This is a genomic window from Lentzea flaviverrucosa, from assembly GCF_003350445.1.
Lineage (GTDB): Bacteria > Actinomycetota > Actinomycetes > Mycobacteriales > Pseudonocardiaceae > Lentzea > Lentzea californiensis.
On sequence record NZ_QQAU01000014.1, the window covers coordinates 140,955 to 165,392 of the forward strand.

Sequence of the window (24,438 nt, forward strand, 5' to 3'; positions counted from 1 at the left end):
CGACACCCAGCACGGCCGGGCTTCGCATTCAGTTGTGTGTCAGACGGCTTCGAGCTCGTAGCGCGCCGGGGCGTGCACGGCCTCGACGAGTGCGTCCTGCACGACGTGCGCGTCCGGCAGGTTCCAGCCGCAGACCTGCGGCTTGACGCGCCAGTGCACGACACCGTGCGCCATGGTGGTGGGAGGCAGCGGGATGTACTCGCCCTTGCCGTAGAGGTGCACGTCCGGGTTGTTGGCCAGCTCGGCGTTGAGCGTCGAGCCGGACTTCACGAGGAACATCCAGCGGCCGGACGGGGTCGCGGCGATCGGCACGGGGACGCCGATCGACCGCAGTGCGACGGCCGCGCGGCGGCCGAGGCCGGTGCCGACCTCGATCGCGTCCACGACGTGGCCGGTGGCGACGAGAAGGCTGTACGAGCGGCCCGCCCACCACGTGGCGACCTGGTCGGGACTGGTCCCGACGCGGTCCACCCAGTCGCGGTGCACGGGGATCGGGCCGTGGAGCTCGAGGCCGCTGCGGCCCGCCCACTTCGTGACGCCGTCCTCCGTACCGGCCGGATAGGTGCCTGGCAGTACGGGCCAACCGCGGTACGCGAGGCTCACGGCCTCGGCACGCAGTTCGATGCGGAAGGCCCCGCGCCAGCTATCCGACCAATCCATCTTCCGTCGCCTTCTTCCTAGGTTCTGACTCGACATCGGCAAGGTGTCGGTGTTCGTAGGGACACCGCGTCGGTGCCGCCACTACAACTAACGACACCGGCACCGGCCTCCGTAACCCCCACGCGACAACTGGTAGCTACGGGACGGCGAACGTCCTTTGCTTGACCGGGCAACTGAACTGTTCGCGTTTGGTTCGATCACCGTTCAGCATGTCCCGGCGGCAGTGTGAGTCCGCTCACCGCTGTGAGCCGACCGCTCGTCGTGCTCCAAACGGCCCGATCTTCGGCCGGACCTGCCCTGGCTCGTGCGCTCGCCGGGCCGAACGGCGTAGTCGCCGACACCTCCACCACCACCTCCCATCCATCCACAGCGCAGCTCGTCAGCTCGGCCCGGTTCTCCGCAGCCACGCGTTTCGCCTGCTCACAAGCACTTCCTTCGCCGTCGACCAGACGAGCGGCCGCCGCGAGCGCCGCCAAGTCGGCCGCACCGGTCACCCGGTGCCGGGCGACGACCGCCGAACCGATCCGCGCACCGGCCACCACGACGATGATCAGCGACAACATCACCACCACACCGCTCACCGCGGCCGAACCGCGCTCGCAGCCGAACCGTTCGCCGTTCATCGCGGCTCCGGCACGGCGAACGCCCGTGCGCTGAGCGGTAAGCCCAACGGACCGCGTTTGCTGACCACGACTTCGATCGCATCGCCTTGCGTGTCGATCACGACGTCGGCGTCGGCCACGATCCGCCCGGCCGCCTCCTCGCCGCGCTGCCGTTCACCGCGAGCGGTGAGCCGCGCCGCCTCTCTCGCCGCGTCGGTGCACCGCATCTGCTCGGTGACCGCCGTCAGCCCGTTCGCCCCCAGCCACATGGCCACGAGCAACGCGCACACGGCGATCGCCGCCTCGACCGTGACGATGCCCCGGTCGTCAGACCGAAGACAGCGCACGCTGTATCAGCCCTTCCATCAACTTCCGCATGAAGTCGCTGGTGAGGAGCACGTACAGCAGACCGCCGAACGCGGCCGCCGCCAGTGTCCCGATCGCGTACTCCACCGTGCTCATGCCGCTGTCGTCCTTCAGCAGTTCCATCTGCTTCTCCTAGTCGAGGAATTGGCCGGCCAGCCCCAGCACCACCGGCGCGACGCCGAGGCACAGGAAAGCCGGGAGGAAACACAGTGCGAGCGGTGCCGCCACCGCGACCTCGGCCCGCTGCGCCTTGGCCTCGGCGTCGTCACGCGCCTCGGCTCTGGTCCGTTCGGCGAGCTCAGCGGTCTGCCGGGCCAGTGCCGCACCCGACCGCGCGGTCCGCCGGGCGGCTCTGGCGAGCAGCGCCGTCGCGGGCTGGTCGAGCGCGGACGCCCACGCCGTGACCGGATCCGCGCCGAGCCTGAGCATCTCGGCGACCTGGCCCAGTTCCTTCATCTCGACCGCCTGGATCGCCGTGGGCACCGGCAACCCGGCTTTCAGGCACGCGGCCAGCAGGTCCCAGTTCGCAGCCCGTTCGAACGGACCGTCCGGCTTCGTCCTGTCGTGCGGCGGGTCGTGAACCCTGGGCTTGAACCGGTCGATCGATCGTCGGGGTGGCGGTGCCAGCAGAATTGCCAGCGCGAGCAGGAGGAACGTCACGGCTCCACCTCCGTGATCCGCTGTGTCCACCACACCCCCGCCGCGCCGAGCACCGCGCCCAGTGCCAGCAGGATCTGCCCTGCCGTCGTGTCCGTGAGGACGTGGAACGGTCTGGCACCGCTGAACTCGCCCAGCAGCACTCCCAGCACCGGGAGCACCGCCAGCACCATCGCGCTGGCCCGAGGCCCGGCCATCCGCGCGTGCACCTGCCGCGCGAACGCCGCCCGTTGGTCGAGATCGCGTCTCGTGGCGTCGAGGACGTCCGCCAGCGCCACACCGTGCTTCGCCGACACGTGCCACGCCTTGGCCAGCTGGTCCACGGCTCCGCCGAGCAACGGCTGCTTCAACTCGCGCAACGTCCGCTCCACATCGCCACCCAGCCTCGACGCGGCCGCCGCCGCTTTCAGCACCTCCTTGGCCGGCGCCGGGGTGTCCTCCGCCGCACCTTCGGCCGCCTGGGCGGGATGCGCACCGGCCCGCAGTTCGTCGATCACGCCGCCCAGACCGTTGCTCAACGCTTCCGCGGCGTGCCTGAGAGCCTTGTTCCGCCTGTGCTGCTTGAGGATTCGCCGACCGGCCACCGCCAGCACCGCTCCGGCGACCAGTCCGCCGACGCCCGCCACGAAGTACGTGACCGCCGCCGCGGCCGCCAGCCAGATGTACGGCGGCACAACGACTTCTCTCTTGCCGCCCGGCCTGAGTCTTCGGACCGCTTTGAGTTGCGGCCAGACGATCAACGCCGTCGCCAGCAACAGAAGGCTCAGCACAGCAACTCCCGCGCGAGCCACCCGCTTCCCCGCGTCCAGACCGGACGGACCGCGAGCTCCGGCTTCGCCTCGAACACCCCGATCTCATTGAGGTACCTGCTGTTGTCGTCCCGGCGCATGTGGAGCACCACCCGGACCGCCGCCGCGACCTGACAGCGCAGCGCCTCGGGCGAAAGCCCGCCCAGCGCGCCCAACGCTTCGAGCCGCGCGGGCACCTCGCCCGGCGAGTTGGCGTGCAACGTCCCGGCGCCACCCTCGTGCCCGGTGTTGAGCGAGGTGAGCAGCTCCTTCACCTCGGCACCGCGCACCTCCCCGACCACGATCCGGTCGGGCCGCATCCGCAGGGCCTCCCGCACCAGTTGCCCGGTGGTGACCTCGCCGGCCCCCTCGACGTTCGCCGGCCGCGCGGTGAGCCGCACGAACTGCGGGTGGTCGGGGCTCAGCTCGCTCGCGTCCTCCACGCACACGATGCGTTCGGCCGGCGGCACACACCCCAGCAGCGCCGACAACAACGACGTCTTGCCCGAGCCGGTGCCGCCGATCACCAGGAACGCCAGGCGCCTGCGGATGATCTCCCGCAACGCCTCCGCGATCTCGGCGTCGAACGTGCCGAGCTCCTGCAACGCCCGCAGGTCGTGCGTCGCGGGCCTGAGCACGCGCAACGACAGGCACGTGCGGTCCGCGATCGGCGGCAACACCGCGTGCAGCCGCACCCCGCTCCCCGGCAACCACCCGTCGACGCACGGCGAGGCGTCGTCGAGCCGCCTGCCCGCCGCCACCGCCAGCCGCTGGGCGAGGCGGCGGACGGCGTCCTCGTCGGAAAAGGTGATGTCAGTCCGCCGCAGGCCTGTCGTGCCGTCGACCCACACCTGGTCCGGTGCGGTGACCAGGACGTCGGTTGTGCCGGGGTCGTCGAGCAGCGGGTCGAGTGGCCCGGCACCGCTGAACTCCTGGCGGAGCACCTGGAGTGCTTCGAGGACGTCGGAGTCGGCCAGGACGCCGCCGGCCTCGGAACGGACCGCATGCGCCACGACGGCCGCGGTCATCTCCATGTCGGCGCCGGCGAGGCGGTGGCGGACCCGGTCGATGAGGGCGGAGGTCATGTCGCCGCCTCCGGGCGGTGGGAGTGGCGGCCGTAGGTGATCTCGCGGCCCGTGATGCGGAGCCAGGATTCCTTGCACCAGATGAGGAAGCGGTTCACTTCGGCTCCTCCTTGAAGATGTAGCGGGGCGGGTAGAGGCGGCGGTAGACGACGAGGTTGCGCAGCATCCGGCCGAGGATGCGGAGCAGGATCACGGCTGGAACTCCTTCCGTGGCAACGGGATCGAGAGGCGCTGACTACGAGCGGAGAGAGCGCCCGGCCGCAGAGGTCAGCTGGATGTCGGAGATCAGCTGGAGGGAACGGTCACTCGGGGAGACCTCCCGGTGGAGGCCTCGAGGCGGTGACGTGGAGGCGGTGCGTCTCGCAGACGCAGGGAGGTGCAGCGGAAGCTGCGCAGCACCAGCAGGCGGTGACGTCGAAGCGGTGCGTCTTGTGGAGGGAGGCGCGTGCGGCGGTGGCACGTCGTCCTGCGCCGGAACACCCTGCGCCGCAAGGAAGTGGCCGGGCGGACGGGGGTACGGGACCTTCGCCTCGTCTCCGCGCAGCACCGGGACGCACCCGCAGCCGAAGGCGTCCGTCGACACGGTCTCGGCGTCTCCCGAGGCCAGCGCGACGTACTCGGCCTCATCGGCCACCGAGACACCCACTGTGACGTCCGGGGCGGTCACGGGCGGAGCTCCTTGAGCACCACGCGGGCCGCGGTCGCGAGCGGGCCCTTGGGGTTGCGGGGGAAGCGGCCCCGTTCCAGCACCTCGGCCAGGCCCGGTTCCGGGCGCATCGAGGTCAGGAGGGGCACGCCGATCACGTCGGCCATCTCGGCCGGCTGGAGGTCGCCCGGGGACGGGCCGCGGACCACCAGGCGGAGGTTGCGGCCGTTGGTCAGGAGGGTGGTGGCCACGCGGCTGGCAGCGGCGGTGGCGCGGACCTCGGCCGGCACCACGAGGATCGTCAGGTCCGTGCGGTCCAGGGCCGCGGAGGCGGAGGCCGTGGGGAAGCGCGGGAGGTCGCAGATCACCGTGCAGCCCGCTCTGCGGCCGGCGTCCAGGACTGCCGCCACGGCTGCCGGTTCCGGGTCGGGGGCCGACCGGTCGCAGGCCAGGACGGTCAGGTTGCCCGTGGCCGGCAATGCGGCTCGCAGGGCCGACATCGGGACCCTGCCGCCGGTGGCGTGCACGCCCGGCCAGCGGGCTCCCTGGTCGGCTTCGGTGCCCAGGGCCAGGTCTATGCCTCCACCCAGCGGGTCGCAGTCGACGAGCATCGCTTCGCCGCCCAGCGCCACCGCCTCGCGGCCGCAGGCGATGGCGAGAGTCGAGGCCCCCGCGCCTCCTCGGCCTCCGATGAACGACACCACGCGGCCCCGGTCCGAGGGCGGGCCCTCGCCCAGGTCGGTCAGCGCCGTCACCAGGGAGCGGCCCTCCACCGGCAGTTCCAGGACGCCGTCCGCGCCCAGGGCCACGGCCGGCGCCCACGGCGGGTCGCCTCCGTGGACCACGAGGACGCCGGTGCGGCGGGGGAAGCCCGCGTCCAGGCAGGCGGAGACCGCGGCGGGGTCGAGGAGCACCAAGGGGGCGGTGTGCCACTGCGAGCGCAGCGACGTGACGTCCGGGGCACAGGAGAGCGGGCAGTCGGCCGCGGCGGCCACGCGGAGGACCTCGTCGAGCAGGTCCTGGTCCGTGAGCAGGGCGATGGGGTGGGTCATGGGACTGACCGTGGCCGGTCGTGATGAACGACACAACGGGGTGAAGATCCACCTGTGGACAACTCAGCGGCTGTGGACAGGTCGCGATCTTGGAAGCCTTGGCAGGCCAGAACTGTCGGACCCGTGTGCGACGCTGGAGGGTTGGGCACACGGCGCTCGGACAAGAGCGGCAGAGGTCCAGTCGCACCCAGGGGGAAACGGGGTCCGGATATGGGACGACCCCCGCCAGGGGGGAGGGACGGGGGTCGTCAATGGTTCAGTCCCGGGGGGTCGGACTGAACCCGTCCGTCGAACCGGACTCTTCTACTGTATCCCCATGCGCCAGTGCTGCGCGCAACTTCCGCAACAGCCGCAGGCCAAGTTTCGGTAACCGTGCGGCACAAGGATTTCGTACACGAACGAAATGCCGCCCGAACGGCCTACTGACGAGTACACCTAAGCTGAGGCACATGAGCCGGATCGCCGCCTTCTTCGACCTCGACAAGACCGTCATCGCGAAGTCGAGCACGCTGGCGTTCAGCCGGCCCTTCTTCCAGGAGGGCCTGATCAACCGCCGCGCGGTGCTGAAGAGCGCTTATGCGCAGTTCGTGTTCATGCTCGCCGGCGCGGACGCGGATCAAATGGACCGCATGCGCGCGCACATCACGGCGCTCGCCGCCGGCTGGGACGTGGAGCAGATCCGCAGCATCGTCAACGAGACGCTGTTCGACATCGTTGATCCGCTTGTTTACAAAGAAGCGACGCAGTTGATCGCCGATCACAAGGCGGAAGGCCACGACGTGGTCATCGTCAGCGCGTCCGGCGAGGAACTGGTCGCCCCCATCGCGCAGATGATCGGGGCGGACTACAGCGTCGGCACGAAGATGGTGGTCCACGACGGCCGCTACACCGGCGACGTCGACTTCTACTGCGCCGCCGACAACAAGGCGGTCGCGATCAAGCAGCTGGCCGCCGAGCACGGGTACGACCTGTCGAAGAGCTACGCGTACTCGGACAGCGTCACGGACCTGCCGATGCTGGAGGTCGTCGGCCACCCGACGGCCGTGAACCCGGACCGGGGCCTGCGCCGCATCGCCGTCGAGAAGGACTGGCCGGTGCAGCAGTTCGTCGACCCGGTGAGCCTGCGCTCCCGCATGTCCACCCCCTCGGGCAAGGCGGTCGCGGTGACGGCCATCGGCATCGGCGCCGTCGCGGCGGCCGGAGCGGCCTGGTACGGCCTGCGCCGCAAGCGGTCCCGCGACTGAAGTCAAGCCCCCGCGACCACAATGCACCGGGAAGTGACGGGTACCGGCGAGTAGCGGCAACGCGCCGCACACGTGGTGCCCCGGTGAGTGCACGGCACCGCCCTCCCGGCGGTACCCGAACACGAAGAAAACCTCACAAATCCAGAAACCCCAGCACTTTCACTACTGAACGTGGCTTGACCGGTGCACCCGTCCGAGCCCTTGCTGTGACCGGGCCCACGCACTTAAATGGGTGGTGCGGACCTCGGGTCGGCCAGGGGCCAGACGAAGAGAAGTCAGGATCCACCCCGGCCAAGCTCCGTGCGCGGACTTCGAGTACCCACGCGCAGCACGCCGCGGGAGGCTTGTCGTCTAGGGCCTGCGTACCGGGACGCCGGACGCCGAGGCCAGGGTTGTACGACTGGAGTTGCACGCTTGGTAGCTCGCAAGCCCGCGCTGAAGACGGGGCACCCTTTCGAGGGTGCCCCGTCTGCTTGTTCGGTCAAAAACTCCCACCGAACGGCAGAATGTGCCCCCGTTGACCCACCACGAAGTCGTGAGTAACTTGCGAAATACGCCAGTTACCTGTGGGAACATCACCGGGAGGCACGGACAAGTGCGGAAGATCGCCGCGTTGACGCTGGTCACAGCCATGGTCGCCCTCACGCCGGTGGCGAGAGCGGACGCCTCGGTGACCACACTCCGCGGGATGTCGCTGGAACAGAAGGTCGGCCAGCTCTTCGTCACGTACGTCAACGGCCAGGCCGCCGACGTCCCGCTGCCCAAGAACCAGACCGATTTCGGAGTGGCCACGACCGCGGACATGGTGCGCAAGTACCAGCCCGGCGGCGTCATCTACTTCAACAACTCGAGCCGCGACAACATCGACACGCCCAAGCAGATCGCGCAGTTCTCCAACGGCCTGCAGAAGGCCAGCAAGATCCCGCTGCTCGTCTCGATCGACCAGGAGATGGGCGTCGTCACGCGCATCGGCCCGCCCGCCACCCAGTTGCCGGGCAACATGGCCCTCGGCGCGGGCCGGAGCACCAAGGACGCCGAAGAGGCCGCGCGCATCACGGGCCAGGAGCTCCGCGCGATGGGCATCAACCAGAACTTCGCGCCGGACGCCGACGTCAACTCCAACCCGGCGAACCCGATCATCGGCGTGCGCAGCTTCTCGAGCGACCCGAAGCTCGCCGCCGAGATGGTGGCCGCCCAGGTGCAGGGCTACGAGGGCCGCCGCTGGTTCGACATGACCTCGGTGACCTCGACCGCCAAGCACTTCCCGGGCCACGGCGACACGTCCGAGGACAGCCACACCGCCCTGCCGGTCTCGAACCGCAGCCTCGACCAGTGGCGCCAGATCGACGCGCCGCCGTTCAAGGCCGCCATCGCCGCCAAGATCGACTCGATCATGACCGCGCACATCCAGGTGCCGCAGATCGACCCGTCGGGCAACCCGGCCACGCTCAGCCCGAAGATCATCACCGGTCTGCTGCGCGACGAGCTGAAGTACGACGGCGTGGTCGTCACCGACTCGCTGGAGATGGCGGGCGTCCGCAAGCTGCACTCCGACGCCGAGATCCCGGTGCTGGCCATCAAGGCGGGCGTCGACCAGCTGCTGATGCCGCCGAACCTCGGCCTCGCGATCGACAGCGTCGTCAAGGCGGTCCGCAGCGGTGAGATCACCGAGCAGCGCATCGACCAGAGCGTCCTGCGCATCCTCAAGATGAAGCTCCTGCGCGGCGTCATGCTCACCTCCGAGGTCGACGTGAACAAGGTCGACCAGGTCGTCGGCTCCAACACGCAGCAGGCCCAGGCCATCGCCGACCGCACCATCACGGTCGTCCGCAACGACGCCCAGGCGATCCCGCTGAACGCCACCGCTCCCCTGGTCGTCGGCACCAGCGACGCGACCACCACGGCCCTGGCCACCAGGCTCAAGGGCACCAAGTTCGTCACGGCGAGCAGCCCTACGGCGGCGCAGATCCAGCAGGCGGTGGCAGCGGCCGCCAACGCGGACAAGATCGTGGTGCTGACGAACAACGCGAGCACCAGGCCCGCCCAGGTCGACCTGATCAACCAGCTCGTCGCCACCGGCAAGCCCGTCATCGCGGCTGCCACCGCCAACCCGTACGACGTCGCGCACAGCGGCGCCAAGACGTGGCTCGCCACCTACTCGACCACCACGGTCTCGATGGAGGCGCTGGCCAGGGTCCTGCTCGGCGAGGTCAAACCGCAGGGCAAGCTCCCGGTCGACGTGCCGGGCCCGACCCCCTACCCGTTCGGACACGGGGTGACCTGGTGAGGAGGCGGAGCTTCCTCGCGGCGACCGCCCTGTCCGTCCCCCTCGCCGGCACCGCGACCGCCACCGCGGCACCGAAGCTCGCCACGGCGGCCGAACAGCTCGCGCAGGACGGCTGGCGCAAGCTCAAGGGCCGCAAGGTCGGGGTGCTGACGAACCCGACGGGCATCCTCGAGGACCAGACCCACGTCGTCGACTCGATGGTCGCCCACGGCGCCAAGCCGACCGCCGTCTTCGGACCGGAACACGGCTTCCGCGGCACGGCGCAGGCAGGCGGCTCCGAGGGCGACTACGCGGACCCGCGCACCGGTATCCCGGTGTACGACACGTACCAGGCCAGTCCCGCGAAGATCCAGGCGATGTTCACGAAGGCGGGCATCGACACGGTCGTGTTCGACATCGCGGACGTGGGCGCGCGCTTCTACACCTACATCTGGTCGCTCTACCAGGCGATGGAAGCGGCGAAGGACCTGGACTTCATCGTCCTCGACCGCCCGAACCCCATCGGCGGCACCGCGAACGGCCCGCAGCTCGACCCCGCCTACGCGACCTTCGTGGGCCTGAAACCGATCGTCCAGCAGCACGGCATGACGGTCGGCGAGCTGGCCCGCCTCTTCAAGGGCGAGTTCGGCCTGGCCACGAGGCTCGAAGTGGTCAACGTCAGAAACTGGCGGCGCAACCAGCTCGACACAGGTCTGCCGTGGGTGCCGCCGAGCCCGAACATGCCCACCCAGGACACCGCGCTGGTCTACCCCGGCACGTGCCTGTTCGAGGGCACGGTGCTGTCCGAGGGCCGCGGCACCACCCGCCCGTTCGAGACGGTCGGCGCGCCCGGCATCGACTGGCGCTGGGCAGAGGCGTTGAACGCCCTGAACCTCAAGGGGATCAGGTTCCGCGAGACCTACTTCTCGCCCACGTTCAACAAGTTCCAGGGCAAGGCCTGCGGCGGTGTCACCCTGCACGTCACCGACCCGCGGGAGTTCGACGCCATCAAGGCCGCCGTGGCCATGCTGATCACCGCGAAGTCGTTGTACCCCGGTGTCTTCGCGTGGCGTCCCGACAACTGGATCGACAAGCTCAGCGGCTCCGACCGGCTGCGCGGGATGATCGACGCCCAGGCTCCCCTGGCCGAGGTCGTCGGCGCGTGGCAGCAGGAGCTCCAGCAGTTCCGCCGCACCCGCCTGCCCTACCTGCGCTATCGGTGAGGACGCCATGCTCATCCCTGCTCTGGCAACCGCGCTGGTGACGACCTTGGTCCCCGGCCACTTCGACCAGCCCCAGGACGGCTTCGCACACCAGTGGACGACGCTGCGCGCGTCGAACCCGTTCTGGGCCGGCCTCGACCCGGAGCCGATCAACGCGGCCCTGGGCCAGCTGCGCGACTTCACGAAACCGCAGGCGAACGGCAAGCCGCTGTACGCCGGCGCGGTCACGATGTACGTGCACGACGGCAAGATCGTCACGCACGACCGCACGGGCTACGCGGTCCTCTACGAGGACCAGCAGACCCAGCTGCCGGAAGCCGAACGCGTCCCGATGCGCAAGGACACGATCTTCGACTTCGCCTCCATCTCCAAGCTGTTCACGTCGATCGCGGTGATCCAGCAGGTCGAGCAGGGCCGGGTGGGCATCGACGAGAAGGTCGCCACCTACCTGCCCGAGTTCGGCGTGAACGGCAAAGAGAACATCACCGTCAAGCAGCTCCTCACACACACGAGCGGCCTCGAACCGTTCATCCCCTTGTGGCAGAAGTACCCGGACGTCCCGTCACGCATCAAAGCCGTGATGGACGTGAAGCCGAAGTCCACGCCCGGCACCACGTACGTCTACTCGGACCTGAACCTGATCACGCTAGGCGAGCTGGTCTTCGAGGTCAGCGGCAAGAAGCTCGACCAGGCGGTGCGCGACGGCATCACCAGGCCGCTCGGCATGAAGGACACGGGTTACAACCCGAAGGCCAAAGAGCGCACGGCCGCAACGGAGTTCCAGTCGGCACCGCCACGCGGCATCGTTCGCGGCGAGGTGCACGACGAGAACGCGTGGTCCCTCGGAGGAGTAGCAGGCCATGCCGGTGTGTTCGGCACGGCCAAGGATCTCGCCGTTCTCGGCCAGACGATCCTCAACGGCGGCACCTACCAAGGCCGCCGAATCCTCAGCGAGCACTCGGTCGAGCTGATGCTCACGAACTTCAACCAGCAGTTCCCGGACAACGCCCACGGCCTCGGTTTCGAGCTCGACCAGCGTTGGTACATGGGTGCGTTGAGCGGCCAGGGGACAGCGGGCCACACCGGTTACACCGGCACGTCGTTCGTGATCGACAAGGCCTCGCGCTCGATCGCGATCCTGCTGACCAACCGCGTGCACCCGAGCCGTGACTGGGGCAGCGTCAACCCCGCCCGCCGCGCCGCCGCCGACGGCCTGGCCGGCGCACTTGCCGTCAAGTCGCATGGAAAGCAATGGCGTGCAACGACTTCCGGCGGCACCCTCACCGCGGAGCGTCCGGTCGAGGTCTTCGTGGACGTCGACAAGGGCGACAAGCTGACCGTCCAGCACTGGAACGGCACGGACTGGCAGGACGCGCGCACCATCACGACGACCGGACGCCGTTGGGTGCCAACGGAATCCGTGAAGACCCGGTTCGTCTACACCAAGGCCGGCCAGTACAACGGCCGGGGCGTCTACGTGCACGCACGCGGCGACGTCACGGCGGAAGGCTGGTCAGTGGCACGTCGCTAGGGCGTGTCCCGTAAGTCTCGTCCGCGACAGTCGCGGTCGAGGGCCCCGGAGACGGCACCGCCGCAAAGCCCGAATACGCCCGGTATGAGGGCATTGCGGCGGCACCGCCTCCGGGACTCTCGACCGTGACTCTCATCGAACGGACTCACGGGACACGCCCTAGCACCTCGGTGAACAGCGGGAGCGCCCGTGGAAAGTCGGGCGCTCCGAAGCTCACCACGATCCCCGTGCGGTCGTCGTCGCTCAGCTCGTGCCGGAACCACGAGAGAGGGCTGAGCTCGATCCCGCGTTCACGCGCGGTTCGCACGATCTCCGCTTCGTGAGGCGTGTCGAGCACTGCGTGCATCCCGGCCGCGATGCCGGACACCGACGCGTACGGCGAGACGGCTTCCACCAGCCGGTCACGGCGCCGCTGGTACTTCAACCGCATCCGGCGCACATGGCTGTCGTACGCCCCGGACTCCAGGAAGTCGGCCAGCGTCAACTGGTCGAGCATGCTGATGTGCTGTTCGCGATCGGTCTTCAACGCCAGCACGGGATCCACGAACCGGTCCGGCAGCACCATCCACGCGATCCGCAGCGCCGGTGACAACGCCTTGCTGGACGTGCCCAGGTACACGACGTGCTCCGGATCGAGCCCCTGCACGGCGCCGACGGGCTGCCGGTCGTAGCGGAACTCACCGTCGTAGTCGTCCTCCAGCACAAGGCCGTTCACGCGCCGTGCCCACTCCACGGCCGATGCACGCCGCCGTGGGTGCAACGGGCCGCCCAGCGGGAACTGGTGCGCGGGAGTCAACACACACGTCCGCAGGTCGTCCGGCAGTTGCTCGGTGTTCGCGCCGTGGTCGTCCACCGCCAGCGGCACCGTCGACGTCCACATCGACCGGTGGAAGCCCAGCCCGTACTCCTCGACGACGACCGGCGGCGTCAGCAGCCGGTCGAACATCTGGACCGCGCCACCGAACCCCGAGCACAACACGATCCGCTCGGGATCGGCACGCACGCCCCGTGCCCGCGCCAGGTACTCGGCCAGTGCCGTCCGCAGCTCGATCCGGCCCTGCGGATCTCCCGGCCCGAACGCCTCCGAGGGTGCCGCCGTCAGTGCCCTCCGCGTCGAACGGATCCACTCCGCGCGCGGGAACTCGGTGACGTCCGGCGTGGAAACCCTCAGATCGAACCGCACCTCGGCGTCCGCGGCACGGCGGGTGACCGGAGGAGGAGGCTCGACTCGTTGCGCGACAACGGTTCCTGACCCCTGACGTGCGGTCAGCCAGCCTTCCGCCACCAGTTCCGCATAGGCCTCGGCGACGGTGTTGCGCGCGATCCCGAGGTCCAGCGCGAGCGACCGCGAGGCCGGCAGGCGGGTGCCGGGCGGCAGCCGTGCTGACCGGACCGCGTCCCGCAACGACGCCGTCAACCGGTGCCGCAGACCACCCGGACCGGACAGGTCCAGGTGGAGGTCAAGATTGGCCCACGATTCCACGATCAGATTGCACCACGTCCAGGGCCAATCAGCGCCCTAGGTTTGAGCCATGACGAACCGCATCGACCTCGCCAAGAAGGCCCCGAAGGTCTACCGCGCCATGATCGCCCTCGACGCCGCCGCCCGGGAGGGTCTCGACGAGCAGCTCGCCGAGCTCGTGCGCATCCGCGCCTCCCAGCTCAACCACTGCGCCTACTGCCTCAACATGCACACCGTGGACGCCCGCAAGGGTGGCGAGACCGAGGCCCGCATCTACCTCCTCAACGCGTGGGAGGAGGCCGGCGACCTCTACACCGAGAAGGAGCGGGCGGCGCTGCGGCTCACCGAGGCCATCACGGTCCTGAGCAGCCACGAGTACGTCAGCGACGAGGTCTACGAGCAGGCCGCGAAGCACTTCGGTGAGGAGGAGCTCGCGCAGCTCATCGCGTTGATCTTCACCATCAACTCGTGGAACCGGATCGCGGTGTCCACCCGGAAGGTGCCCGACGTCCACTAGGACCTGCCGAGAGAGTGACTTTCGGACACACTCCGTTGACCCTCGCAGTGGCGGTTAGTAAGTTTCCCACGTGTCCACTGAAAGCAGTGCCGAGTCCAGTCCACTGGTGAAGATCCGGTCGTTGCTGCCGGGTCTCGCGCGCGCGGAGCAGCGCGTCGCGAAGGTGGTGCTGGAGAACCCCGGAACTGTCGCGCACCGCAGCATCACCGAGGTCGCCGAGCAGGCGGGCACGAGTGAGACGACGGTGACGCGGTTCTGCAAGGCGATCGGCGTCGGTGGATATCCGGAACTGCGCATCGCGCTCGCCGCCGACACGGCCCGCAGCCAGGCCAGGGCCAACCACGACATGGGTGGCGACATCGGACCGGGCGACGACCTCAGGCAGGTCGTCGGCAAGGTCGCGTTCGCCGACGCCCGCGCCGTCGAGGAGACCGCCGAGCAGCTCGACGTCGAGTCGCTCGAGAAGGTCGTCCAAGCGGTCGCGGGCGCCCGTCGTGTCGACGTCTACGGTTTCGGCGCGTCCGCGTTCGTCGCGTTCGACATGCAGCAGAAGCTGCACCGCATAGGGCTCACCTGCTTCGCGTGGAACGACACGCACATCGCGTTGACCTCGGCCGCCGTGCTGACCCCCGCCGACGTCGCCGTGGGCATCTCGCACACCGGCTCGACCGCGGAGACCGTCGAGGCACTGCGCGTCGCCCGCGAGACCGGCGCGACCACCGTCGCGCTGACGAACTTCCCGCGCTCGCCCATCACCGAGATCGCCGACCACGTGCTGACCACGGCCGCGCGCGAGACCACGTTCCGCTCCGGCGCGATGGCGAGCCGCATCGCCCAGCTCACGGTGATCGACTGCCTGTTCATCGGCGTCGCCCAGCACCACGTGGACACGGCGAAGACGGCGCTGGAGGCGACCTACGAGGCGGTGTCCGGCCATCGGCTCGGTGCCAGACCAGACGGCCGGCGGCGGCCGCGGGAGACGACTAAATGACCTCCCCCCGGAACGGTGTGGTGGTGCGCGTGGAATCTCCGACCGAGCAACGGAACCCCCGCACCACGGACATCGACCGGGTCTCCACGATCGACGTGCTGCGCATGATCAACGAGGAGGACCGCACGGTCCCCGCCGCGGTCGCGCAGGCACTGCCGGAACTGGCCGGAGCCGTCGACCTCGGCGTCGCGGCGATCATGTCCGGCGGTCGCGTGCACTACGTCGGAGCGGGCACGTCGGGACGCCTGGCGACGCTGGACGCCGCTGAGCTCGTGCCGACGTTCAACGCCCCGGCCGACTGGTTCGTCGCCCACCACGCCGGCGGTCCGGAAGCCCTCGTCCGCGCCGTCGAAGAGGTGGAGGACCACTCGGGCGCCGCCCAGATCCGCCGCCACGCCACCGCGAAGGACCTGGTCGTGGGTGTGACGGCGTCCGGGCGCACGCCGTTCGTGATCGGCGCGCTGCAGGAGGCGCAAGCGCTTGGCGCACGCACCGTTCTGGTGTCGAACAACGCGTCGGTGCCGTTCACGCCCGACGTCCTGGTCGCGCTGAACACCGGCCCGGAGGCCATCGCCGGCTCCACGCGGATGAAGGCGGGATCGGCCCAGAAGCTGGTCCTGACCTCGTTCTCCACCGCGGTGATGATCAAGCTCGGCCGCACCTACTCGAACCTGATGGTCAGCATGCGCGCCACCAACGCGAAGCTGCGCGGCCGGACGATCCGGATCCTGCACGAGGCCACCGGTCAGCCCGAGACCGCGTGCGAGCAGGCGCTGGCGGACGCGGACGGCGACCTCAAGGTGGCGCTGGTCCACCTGCTGTCCGGCGAACCGACCGAACGTGCGGCCGCCGCCTTGGAGGACACCAAGGGTCACGTCCGCAACGCCCTGGACCGGCTAGCGGGTTAGGTCCGGTCCGAACACCTCGTAATGGATGTCGGTGACGCCCGCTTCGACGAGCTGGGCCCGCACCGCGCGCAGGAACGGCACCGGCCCGCACAGGTAGGCGGTGGTGTTCCTGGGAACGGGAACGCCGCGGAGGTCGACCAACCCGGTCCGCTCGGCCGGCCACTCACCGACGGGCAGCTCGTAGAAGACGTGCGCCTGCGCGTCCTCGAGCTTGGCCACGAGCTGAGCGAGCTCGGCGCGGAACGGGTGGCTGAACTGGTCGCGGTCACCGTGCACCGCGATGACCTGCCGGGGCGAATCGGTGGCCGCCAGCTCGGCGAGCATGGAGATCATCGGCGTGCACCCGATCCCCGCCGACGCGAACAGCACCGGGCCGTCACCGGGCTGGAGCGTCACGTCCCCGGCCGGACGACTGAGCCTCAGCGTGCTGCCCACCGGCGCGCGGTCGTGCAGGTACCGGGACACCTCGCCGTCGCGCTTCACCGAGAACTGCAGGGCGTCGTCGGTCCGCCCGGACAGGCTGTACTGGCGGATCTGCCGGGCCCCGTCGGGAAGCGGCACCTGCACCGACACGTACTGGCCGGGCGCGTTCAGGGGCACCGGACCGTTGACGGGCCTGACGACGAACGTCACCACGTCCTCCGTCTCCTGGAACCGGGCGATCACCCGGTAGTCCTGCTGTCCCCTGGGCAGGAACCGCTCCAGTCCGATCAGCGTGTCGGCCATCAGCCAGTAGACCTCGCTCCAGGCCGCCGCGATCTCCGGCGTGACGTCCAGGACCTCGCCGACAGCCGCGATCAGGTGCTTGTGCACGACCGCGTACTGGCCGGCCGTGACGCCGACCGAGACGTGCTTGTGCGCGATGCGGCGCAACATCGCGTCGGGCTGCTGCCCGGCGAGCAGCCCGGACGCGAAGGCCGCGACCGAACCGGCCAGCGCCTGGGCCTGCGTGCCGTTGGCCTGGTTGCCGCGGTTGAACAGGACCCGCAGCAGGACCGGGTGCTCGGCGAACATGCGCTGGTAGAACAGCTTGCTGATCTCACCGATGGCGGCCCCCACAGCGGGCAGGGTGGCTTCGACCAGCTCAGCGGACTTCGGGGACAGCATCGACGTGCTCCTCACCTCAGCCGGAGGCTGAGCAGAACAGGACCGGTGGGATCAGCGACGAGGTCCTCGACGCGCAGTGGATCGAGCGAGGCGTAGAAAGCTTCCTGGGCCTGACGCAACGCGTGTCGCAACCGGCAAGCGGAGCTCAACGGGCACGGCACTTCGCCGTCGCAGTCGACGACGTCGCCGTTACCTTCCAGTGCGCGCACCAGCCATCCCACCGAGACGAGACGTTTCGTCTCGGCGAGCGCCAGGCCGCCACCCCTGCCGCGGCGCGCCACGACCACGCCGAGGTGCTGGAGCTGGGCCACCACCTTTGCCGCGTGGGTGTACTGCACGCCCATGGCCTCGGCGACTTCGCGCGTGGTCGGGTTCGCCGAGACGAGACGGTCCGTCTCGCCTGCCGACGAGACGAGACGGTCCGTCTCGGCAGCGGCCAGCCGCATCACGATCCGCAGCGCGATGTCGGTGCTCTTGGTCAGCCTCACAAGATCAAGGCTAGCTTAATTGGAATCTAAGATGCATGTTATCCGGGCAACACCGGACGCCACGGGATCGGCGTCGACAGCACCATTGCGCTGGACGTCTCCCCGTGCGCGGCCAGCCGGACCAGCAGCCGTTCCAACTCGACGATGGACGTCGTGACGACCTTCACGACCGAGCAGATGTCTCCGGTCAGCCGCACGACCTCGACCACTTCGGGGAGGTCATCGAGCAGTTCGGGGTGCACGGTGATGCACCGCGGGCCGTAGCACTTCATGCGCACCAACGCGACGACCGGACGTCCCACGACGGTGGGGTCGACCACGGCGCGGTAGCCGGTGATCGCGCCCATGTTCTCGAGCCGGCGAACCCGCTGCGCGACCGTCGGCGGTGAGACGTGGACCCGGCGGGCCAGCTCGTTGTACGACAGCCGCGCATCCTCTTGGAGGGCTTCCAACAGGGCCTTGTCCACCTCGTCCAACATGAACACAAAGCTACTCGGCGATCTGCTTTGCGATTGGAAGAAGTTCGAGCCGAACGCCTTTCGTCGCCCATTCAGGTGACGAGCTGTTCCGACGACGATTGAGCACATGAGCTGCCCCGTGTCCCCCAAGCTGGATTTCGGCGGCACCACGCCGTACGAGGACTACGTGCACGCGTCGGTGTTGCACACCCTTCAACAGCAGTGGTCCAAAGATCCCCGTGAGATGTCGTTCCTGGTCATCACGCAGGTGATGGAGCTGTACTTCGGCCTGCTCTGCTTCGAGTGGCGGCAGGCCCAGACGGAACTGCGCGCCGACGACCTCCGCGCGGCCGTGCGCACGCTCCGGCGTTCCGACCTGCACCTGCAGGCTCTCTCGGCGGCGTGGCGGCCGATCGCGCGGATGACGCCGACCGAGTTCAACTCGTTCCGCGACGCGCTCGGCGAGGGGTCGGGCTTCCAGTCGGGCATGTACCGCGAGATGGAGTTCCTGCTCGGCGAGAAGTCCGCGTCGATGCTCGTGCCGCACCGCGCGGTGCCGGCGATGCACGACCAGCTGGAGAGGTCGCTGGGCTTGCCCTCGCTCTACGACGACGTGCTGGCCGCGTTGCGGCGCAAGGGTTTCGACATCCCGCAGAGCGTCCTGGACCGCGACCTGACCAAGGCCTACCAGCCGTCGGCCGAGGTCGAGCAGGTGTGGGCGGCGATCTACCGCGGCGACGACCGCGACCTGCTGGAGCTGGGCGAGGCGCTGACCGACATCGCCGAGGAGTTCGCGCGCTGGCGCTACGACCACCTGCTGGCGACCCGTCGTTCGATGGGCTCGAAGGTCGGCACCGGTGGCTCCGCTGGTGTCGCATGGCTGGAGAAGCGCACCCAACGAGCGGTGTTCCCCGAGCTGTGGACCGCGAGGAGCTACGTTTGACTTCGTCCCCGTCTCAAGGACGCGGACTCCCACCCGCCTACGACGGGTAACGCTCATGCGTTGCGCCTCACGACGCGGGTTTCCTGTTTCATCGCTGATTGCGGAAGAGGTGTCCCTTGCCGTCTGACATCAGCTCCGCAGGCGTCGCCCGCGTTAGCGCGGGCTACGGCTTGACCAGCCGCAAGAATGTTCTTCGCCGCGTTGAGATCCCGGTCGTGCCGGGCGCGGCAGCCCGGACACGTCCAGTGCCGGGTGGAGAGTTTCAGTTCTGCGAGCAGATGTCCGCAGGTCGAGCAGGTCTTGCTGGAGGGATACCAGCGGTTGACCACGATCAGTGTGCGGCCGGCGCGTTCGCACTTGTACTCGAGCTGTCGCCGGAACTCACCCCAGCCCGCATCAGAGATGGCGCGGGAGAGGCGGCGGTTTCGGACCATGTTCTTGATCGACAGGTCTTCGATCGCGACCAGTTCGGCAGAGCGCACCAATGCAGTGGTGGTGCGGTGCAGGAAATCCTTACGAGCGTTGCGGACCTTGCGGTGGGCGCGAGCGACTTTTCTCTTCGCTTTGTACCGGTTGTTGCTGCCAGGCCTGCAACGAGCCAGCCGTCGTTGATAGCGGGCGAGGTTCCGCCCTTTCCTGGACAGGTGCCGCGGGTTGGCGATCCGCTGGCCATCGCTCATCACCAGGAAGGTCGTCAAGCCCAGGTCGACGCCAACAGCACTCACGGTGGCCTCGGCCGGCACGGGCGCTGTGGTTTCAACCGCGAACGTCACGTACCAACGGCCATGGGGTTCACGAGAAATCACCACCATCGTCGGATCCAGCCCTGCCACGTCCACGTCACCGAACGACCAGGCGAATCGCAGTGGCGCGTTCGTCTTGGCCAGCTTCAGGGCACCTTCGCGCATCCGGAAGGCCGAGCGGGTGTAATGCGCGCTCTGACGACCCGTTCGAGGCTTGAACCTTGGGCGGCGGGCGCGCCCTGCGAAAAAATTCTGAAACGCGGCGTGCTGATGACGCAATGCCTGCTGCAACGGGACACACGACACTTCGGAAAGGAACATCAGTTCCTCGGTCCGTTTCCACTGTGTCAGTGCGGCATCGGTCGCCCGGTACGAGGTTTGTGCGCCATCCTCGCGATAGCGGCGATGGCGCTCGTTCAAGGTTTTGTTCCACACCACACGAACACAGCCGAAAGTACGGCTCAGCACTGCAGCCTGCTCAGGGTTCGGGTAAGCCCGACATTTGTACGCCGTCCGCACGATACGCAGCGTATTAGATCCATCGCGATCCATTGGAGGCTAGGGTGAGGCGCGAGCTGTTCGACATCCCCGAAGGCGTCATCTACCTCGACGGCAACTCCCTCGGCGCACCTCCCAAGCACGTCGCCGAACGGATGCAGGAGGTCGTGAAGCACCAGTGGGGCACGCGGCTGATCCGGTCGTGGAGCGAGGGCTGGTGGGAGGCGCCGCAACGGATCGGCGACCGCGTCGGCCGGCTGGTCGGGGCCGCGCCCGGTCAGGTCGTGGTGGGCGACTCGACGTCGGTCAACGTCTTCAAGGCGTTGATGGGCGCGGTGAAGGGCACCGGCCGCACCGAGATCGTCTGCGACGAGTCGACGTTCCCGACCGACGGCTACATCGCGGAGTCGGTGGCTTCGCTGACGGGGCTGGAGATCCGGGCCGCGCATCCGTCCTCTTTGGACCTGAGCGAGGACACCGCCGTGGTGCTGCTCAACCAGGTCGACTACCGGACCGGTGCGCTGCACGACATGAAGGCGCTCACCGAGCAGGCGCACGCCGTGGGCGCGCAGGTCATCTGGGACCTCTGCCACAGCGCCGGTGTGCTGCCCATCGAACTGGACGCCCTCGGCGTCGACTTCGCGATCGGCTGCACCTACAAGTTCCTCAACGGCGGACCGGGCTCGCCGGCGTTCATCTACGTGCCGCACGCCAGGCAAGCGACGTTCGAGAACCCGCTGTCGGGCTGGAACGGCCACCGCGAGCCGTTCGGCATGAAGCCGTCCTACGAGCCGGACCCCGGCATCGTCCGCGCACGGGTCGGCACGCCGGACATCCTGTCGATGCTGGCGCTCGACGCGGCGCTGGACGTCTGGGACGACGTCGACCTGGCCGAACTGCGGCAGCGCGGCCTGGCGCTGACCGCGTTGTTCCGCGAGCACGTCGAGAAGCTCACGAACCTCGAGGTGATCACTCCCGAGCAGCGGGGCAACCAGATCTCGGTGCGCTGCCAGGAGGCCAGGGCCGTCATGGACGAACTGATCGCGCGCGGCGTCATCGGCGACCACCGGCCGCCCGACATCCTGCGGTTCGGGTTCGCCCCGCTCTACGTGACGGACGAGGACGCCGTCAGGGCCGCCGAAGTCCTGGCGGACATCACCCGGTGAGTGCGGCGTCCGCGATGCTCTTGGCCTCGCGGGCGCCCGCCTCCAGCGACGAGCAGACGAACAGGATCCACTCCGCGAGGCCTTCCAGGGACCCCGACGCGAACGCCACGGACGCGGCCTCGTACTCCGCCGAACGACGCAGGCACGCCACCTCCGGCACGCCGAGGCCCTTGGGGTCCAGGCCGGTGGAGATCGACGTCATCCGCGCGGCCGCACGGGCGACCACCCCGTTGGCGACACCGAACGGTGCCAGCCCGAGCAGTTCGCCGTGCACCACGGCGACGACGATCGGCGCCGGCACGGACGTGCCACCGCTGACGAGCGAGCCGAGCATGTCGAGCCGTTGCGACACGTCGTCGGAGACGCGCGGCCGTCCGACTTCGGTCGTGAGGTCGGCGGCGGCGAGCACGTGCAGCCGCGCGAGGGCCTGCAACGGCGCGCGCTGCCAGGTGGCGACGAGCCCGCCCAGTGCCTCCGCGACCCGCAGAGACCCTGCCAGCACGGGGTCCGAGACCTCGCCGGACTCCGGGATCTCGGTCGGACCGCCCTCCAGGGCCGCCGACGCACGGGCCGCGCGGACGGACGCTTCCGCCGCCGTGGTGGCCCAGCCGCGCAGGTTCACCCGATGGCGGTGCACCTGGAAGACGGCGTCCTTGGCGGCGTTCGCGGCGTCCGCCACGCCGGGCAAGGAAAGCAGCGGTGCGAGAGGATCGGTCACGGTCGCGCAGAGTACCTGACCAGGTGAAACGCGTGACCCAGCTCACTGACTCAACCGCTGAGCGCGCAACTGCGCCCGTTCAACGCGCCACACGTGCCTGGAACAGACAAAACGGGTTACACAATGACAGCCGTGTAACCGCCTCCCCAGATTGGTCTGAACCTTTTGAGGGAGGAGCCTGTTGGAAGTGAGCTGGCTCGCACTACGGTCAGTACCCGCATCCCCAACCGGTCTGGACATTCCAGGAGGTCTCGCACCATGACGCAGTCGCCAGGCCAGGGCAACGCCCTGGACAACCTGCTCACGGAGAGCAGGACGTTCCCGCCTTCCGACGAGTTCGCGGCACAGGCGAACGCACAGCCCGCGCTGTACGAGGAGGCGAAGGCCGACCGCGAGGCGTTCTGGGCGAAGCAGGCGGAACGGCTGCACTGGGAAACCAAGTGGGACCAGGTCCTCGACTGGTCCGGCGCGCCCTTCGCCAAGTGGTTCGTCGGCGGCAAGCTCAACGTCGCCTACAACTGCGTGGACCGCCACGTCGAGTCGGGCCACGGCGACCAGGTCGCCATCCACTGGGAGGGCGAGCCCGGCGACTCCCGCGCCATCACCTACGCCGAGCTGCAGCGCGAGGTCTCCAAGGCCGCGAACGCACTGACGTCGCTGGGGATCGGCGCCGAGGACCGCGTCGCGATCTACATGCCGATGGTCCCCGAGGCGATCTTCGCGATGCTGGCGTGCGCCCGCGTCGGCGCGTTGCACAACGTCGTGTTCGGCGGCTTCTCCGCCGAGGCGCTGCGCACCCGCATCCAGGACTCCGCGTGCCGGCTCGTGATCACGACCGACGGCCAGTACCGCCGCGGCACCCCGGCCCCGCTCAAGCCCGCCGTGGACGAGGCCGTCGCGGACGCGCCGTCCGTGGAGAAGGTCATCGTCGTCAAGCGCACCGACACCGAGGTCGCGTGGACCGACAAGGACGTGTGGTGGCACGAGCTGGTGGACTCGCAGTCCGACCAGCACACCCCCGAGGCGTTCGACTCGGAGCACCCGCTCTTCATCCTCTACACCTCGGGCACCACGGGTAAGCCGAAGGGCATCCTGCACACGTCCGGCGGCTACCTCACGCAGGCGTCGTACACGCACCAGAACGTGTTCGACCTCAAGCCGGACACCGACGTGTACTGGTGCACCGCGGACATCGGCTGGGTCACCGGCCACAGCTACATCGTCTACGGCCCGCTGTCGAACCGCGTGACGCAGGTCGTCTACGAAGGCACCCCGAACACCCCGCACGAGGGCCGTCACTGGGAGATCGTGCAGAAGTACGGCGTCTCGATCTACTACACGGCGCCGACGCTGATCCGCACCTTCATGAAGTGGGGCGCGGACATCCCGGCCAAGTACGACCTCAGCTCGTTGCGCGTGCTGGGTTCGGTCGGTGAGCCGATCAACCCCGAGGCGTGGATCTGGTACCGCGAGAACGTCGGCGGCGGCAAGACCCCGATCGTCGACACGTGGTGGCAGACCGAGACCGGCGCGATCATGATCTCGCCGCTGCCCGGCGTCATCTCGACCAAGCCCGGCTCGGCGCAGCGGCCGCTGCCCGGCATCGGCGCCAAGGTCGTCAACGACGAGGGCGTCGAGGTCCCGGCGGGCGGCGGTGGCTACCTGGTGCTGGACGAGCCGTGGCCGTCGATGCTGCGCGGCATCTGGGGCGACGAGGAGCGCTACCGCGACACCTACTGGTCGCGTTTCAAGGACCAGGGCTTCTACTTCGCCGGTGACGGTGCGAAGTACGACGCCGATGGCGACATCTGGCTGCTCGGCCGCGTCGACGACGTGATGAACGTGTCCGGTCACCGCATCTCGACCACCGAGGTCGAGTCGGCGCTCGTGTCGCACCCGACCGTGGCCGAGGCCGCCGTCGTCGGCGCGTCCGACGACACGACCGGCCAGGGCATCGTGGCGTTCGTGATCCTGCGCGGTGGCGCGGGTGCGGACGCCGGTGGCGCGGACGCCATCAAGGCGTTGCGCGACCACGTGGCCAAGGAGATCGGCCCGATCGCGAAGCCGCGGCAGATCATGGTCGTGCCGGAGCTGCCGAAGACGCGCTCGGGCAAGATCATGCGCCGCCTGCTGCGCGACGTGGCGGAGAACCGCGCGGTCGGCGACGTGACGACGCTGGCCGACTCGTCGGTCATGGACCTGATCTCGGCGGGTCTGCAGTCGGGCAAGTCCGAGGACTGATTTTCGCTTCAAACGTGACGGGCGCCCTCACTCGAGGGCGCCCGTTCGCGTTAAGATCGCGTCCAGGTGAGCCGGGAA

General features: G+C 69.0%; 25 protein-coding genes. 10 read left to right on the plus strand and 15 right to left on the minus strand.

Annotated elements, in window-relative coordinates:
* Positions 1-39: 39 nt before the first annotated feature.
* The 9 genes from DFR72_RS34475 to ssd form a co-directional block, all read right to left on the minus strand.
* Positions 40-660: a bifunctional DNA primase/polymerase gene (locus DFR72_RS34475; protein WP_090069862.1), complete on the minus strand. Its 621-nt coding sequence runs from the start codon at positions 658-660 to the stop codon at positions 40-42.
* Between the two features lie 197 nt (positions 661-857).
* Positions 858-1,283 (minus strand): Rv3654c family TadE-like protein, encoded by a 426-nt coding sequence (locus DFR72_RS34480; RefSeq protein WP_090069861.1) that lies wholly within the window; start codon positions 1,281-1,283, stop codon positions 858-860.
* Positions 1,280-1,609: a TadE family type IV pilus minor pilin gene (locus DFR72_RS34485; protein ID WP_090069859.1), complete on the minus strand. Its 330-nt coding sequence runs from the start codon at positions 1,607-1,609 to the stop codon at positions 1,280-1,282. The genes DFR72_RS34480 and DFR72_RS34485 overlap by 4 nt, the downstream gene beginning before the upstream one ends.
* A complete protein-coding gene (locus tag DFR72_RS34490) occupies positions 1,590-1,751 on the minus strand; it encodes a DUF4244 domain-containing protein (RefSeq protein WP_084402016.1) in 162 nt (53 codons plus the stop codon). Before DFR72_RS34490 ends, DFR72_RS34485 begins: the two co-directional genes overlap by 20 nt.
* Positions 1,752-1,760: 9 nt before the next feature.
* Positions 1,761-2,288: a type II secretion system F family protein gene (locus DFR72_RS34495; protein WP_090069858.1), complete on the minus strand. Its 528-nt coding sequence runs from the start codon at positions 2,286-2,288 to the stop codon at positions 1,761-1,763.
* The gene (locus DFR72_RS34500) at positions 2,285-3,055 is read right to left on the minus strand and encodes a type II secretion system F family protein (protein ID WP_245983745.1); all 771 of its coding nucleotides are present in this window, start codon (positions 3,053-3,055) and stop codon (positions 2,285-2,287) included. The genes DFR72_RS34495 and DFR72_RS34500 overlap by 4 nt, the downstream gene beginning before the upstream one ends.
* Positions 3,049-4,158: a TadA family conjugal transfer-associated ATPase gene (locus DFR72_RS34505; RefSeq protein ID WP_090069856.1), complete on the minus strand. Its 1,110-nt coding sequence runs from the start codon at positions 4,156-4,158 to the stop codon at positions 3,049-3,051. The genes DFR72_RS34500 and DFR72_RS34505 overlap by 7 nt, the downstream gene beginning before the upstream one ends.
* A gap of 235 nt (positions 4,159-4,393) precedes the next feature.
* Positions 4,394-4,825, minus strand: coding sequence for a hypothetical protein (locus tag DFR72_RS45140; RefSeq protein WP_090069855.1), 432 nt, complete (start codon positions 4,823-4,825; stop codon positions 4,394-4,396).
* Positions 4,822-5,856 carry a septum site-determining protein Ssd gene (gene ssd, locus DFR72_RS34510; RefSeq protein ID WP_090069853.1) on the minus strand — a complete coding sequence of 345 codons (1,035 nt, stop codon included), beginning with the start codon at positions 5,854-5,856 and terminating at the stop codon, positions 4,822-4,824. The genes DFR72_RS45140 and ssd overlap by 4 nt, the downstream gene beginning before the upstream one ends.
* 449 nt (positions 5,857-6,305) lie before the next feature.
* Between ssd and DFR72_RS34515 the strand changes: the two genes are divergently transcribed.
* The 4 genes from DFR72_RS34515 (at position 6,306) to DFR72_RS34530 (ending at position 12,120) form a co-directional block, all read left to right on the plus strand.
* Positions 6,306-7,100, plus strand: coding sequence for an HAD family hydrolase (locus DFR72_RS34515; RefSeq protein ID WP_090069851.1), 795 nt, complete (start codon positions 6,306-6,308; stop codon positions 7,098-7,100).
* A gap of 631 nt (positions 7,101-7,731) precedes the next feature.
* Complete coding sequence (locus DFR72_RS34520; protein ID WP_090070055.1) at positions 7,732-9,387, plus strand: glycoside hydrolase family 3 protein; 1,656 nt, start codon at positions 7,732-7,734, stop codon at positions 9,385-9,387.
* Complete coding sequence (locus DFR72_RS34525; protein WP_090069849.1) at positions 9,384-10,589, plus strand: exo-beta-N-acetylmuramidase NamZ family protein; 1,206 nt, start codon at positions 9,384-9,386, stop codon at positions 10,587-10,589. The genes DFR72_RS34520 and DFR72_RS34525 overlap by 4 nt, the downstream gene beginning before the upstream one ends.
* A 7-nt stretch (positions 10,590-10,596) precedes the next feature.
* Complete coding sequence (locus DFR72_RS34530) at positions 10,597-12,120, plus strand: serine hydrolase domain-containing protein (RefSeq protein ID WP_090069846.1); 1,524 nt, start codon at positions 10,597-10,599, stop codon at positions 12,118-12,120.
* 145 nt (positions 12,121-12,265) lie between these two features.
* On the opposite strand, the gene pdxR is transcribed toward DFR72_RS34530, so the two are convergent.
* Positions 12,266-13,603 carry a MocR-like pyridoxine biosynthesis transcription factor PdxR gene (gene pdxR, locus DFR72_RS34535; RefSeq protein ID WP_245983746.1) on the minus strand — a complete coding sequence of 446 codons (1,338 nt, stop codon included), beginning with the start codon at positions 13,601-13,603 and terminating at the stop codon, positions 12,266-12,268.
* 49 nt (positions 13,604-13,652) lie between these two features.
* Here pdxR and DFR72_RS34540 point away from each other — a divergent pair, with 49 nt between their 5' ends.
* The 3 genes from DFR72_RS34540 to DFR72_RS34550 all read left to right on the plus strand — a co-directional run bounded on the left by DFR72_RS34540 (position 13,653) and on the right by DFR72_RS34550 (position 15,998).
* Positions 13,653-14,099 carry a carboxymuconolactone decarboxylase family protein gene (locus DFR72_RS34540; RefSeq protein ID WP_090069842.1) on the plus strand — a complete coding sequence of 149 codons (447 nt, stop codon included), beginning with the start codon at positions 13,653-13,655 and terminating at the stop codon, positions 14,097-14,099.
* Positions 14,100-14,169: 70 nt separating this feature from the next.
* Entirely contained in the window at positions 14,170-15,090 is a 921-nt protein-coding gene (locus tag DFR72_RS34545; RefSeq protein ID WP_245983747.1) for a MurR/RpiR family transcriptional regulator, read from the plus strand.
* Positions 15,087-15,998, plus strand: a complete 912-nt coding sequence (locus DFR72_RS34550; protein ID WP_090069838.1) for an N-acetylmuramic acid 6-phosphate etherase — start codon at positions 15,087-15,089, stop codon at positions 15,996-15,998. Before DFR72_RS34545 ends, DFR72_RS34550 begins: the two co-directional genes overlap by 4 nt.
* On the opposite strand, the gene DFR72_RS34555 is transcribed toward DFR72_RS34550, so the two are convergent.
* Genes DFR72_RS34555 through DFR72_RS34565 form a run of 3 tightly spaced genes read right to left on the minus strand, consistent with a single transcriptional unit; the run spans position 15,987 to position 18,072 of the window.
* Positions 15,987-17,105, minus strand: coding sequence for a globin domain-containing protein (locus tag DFR72_RS34555; RefSeq protein WP_090070053.1), 1,119 nt, complete (start codon positions 17,103-17,105; stop codon positions 15,987-15,989). The genes DFR72_RS34550 and DFR72_RS34555 overlap by 12 nt on opposite strands.
* Positions 17,106-17,116: 11 nt before the next feature.
* The gene (locus DFR72_RS34560; RefSeq protein WP_090069836.1) at positions 17,117-17,593 is read right to left on the minus strand and encodes an RrF2 family transcriptional regulator; all 477 of its coding nucleotides are present in this window, start codon (positions 17,591-17,593) and stop codon (positions 17,117-17,119) included.
* A 38-nt stretch (positions 17,594-17,631) separates the two neighbouring features.
* The gene (locus DFR72_RS34565) at positions 17,632-18,072 is read right to left on the minus strand and encodes an Lrp/AsnC family transcriptional regulator (protein WP_211257779.1); all 441 of its coding nucleotides are present in this window, start codon (positions 18,070-18,072) and stop codon (positions 17,632-17,634) included.
* 106 nt (positions 18,073-18,178) lie between these two features.
* On the opposite strand from DFR72_RS34565, the gene DFR72_RS34570 reads away from it, so the two are divergent.
* A complete protein-coding gene (locus DFR72_RS34570; RefSeq protein WP_090069832.1) occupies positions 18,179-18,994 on the plus strand; it encodes a tryptophan 2,3-dioxygenase in 816 nt (271 codons plus the stop codon).
* Between the two features lie 53 nt (positions 18,995-19,047).
* On the opposite strand, the gene DFR72_RS34575 is transcribed toward DFR72_RS34570, so the two are convergent.
* Positions 19,048-20,289, minus strand: coding sequence for an RNA-guided endonuclease InsQ/TnpB family protein (locus tag DFR72_RS34575; RefSeq protein ID WP_245983748.1), 1,242 nt, complete (start codon positions 20,287-20,289; stop codon positions 19,048-19,050).
* A gap of 11 nt (positions 20,290-20,300) precedes the next feature.
* Between DFR72_RS34575 and kynU the strand changes: the two genes are divergently transcribed.
* Positions 20,301-21,401: a kynureninase gene (gene kynU, locus DFR72_RS34580; protein ID WP_245983749.1), complete on the plus strand. Its 1,101-nt coding sequence runs from the start codon at positions 20,301-20,303 to the stop codon at positions 21,399-21,401.
* On the opposite strand, the gene DFR72_RS34585 is transcribed toward kynU, so the two are convergent.
* Positions 21,391-22,119, minus strand: coding sequence for an oxidoreductase (locus DFR72_RS34585; protein ID WP_090069828.1), 729 nt, complete (start codon positions 22,117-22,119; stop codon positions 21,391-21,393). The genes kynU and DFR72_RS34585 overlap by 11 nt on opposite strands.
* A 258-nt stretch (positions 22,120-22,377) precedes the next feature.
* Here DFR72_RS34585 and acs point away from each other — a divergent pair, with 258 nt between their 5' ends.
* Entirely contained in the window at positions 22,378-24,360 is a 1,983-nt protein-coding gene (acs, locus tag DFR72_RS34590; RefSeq protein WP_090069826.1) for an acetate--CoA ligase, read from the plus strand.
* The last annotated feature ends 78 nt before the right edge of the window (positions 24,361-24,438 follow it).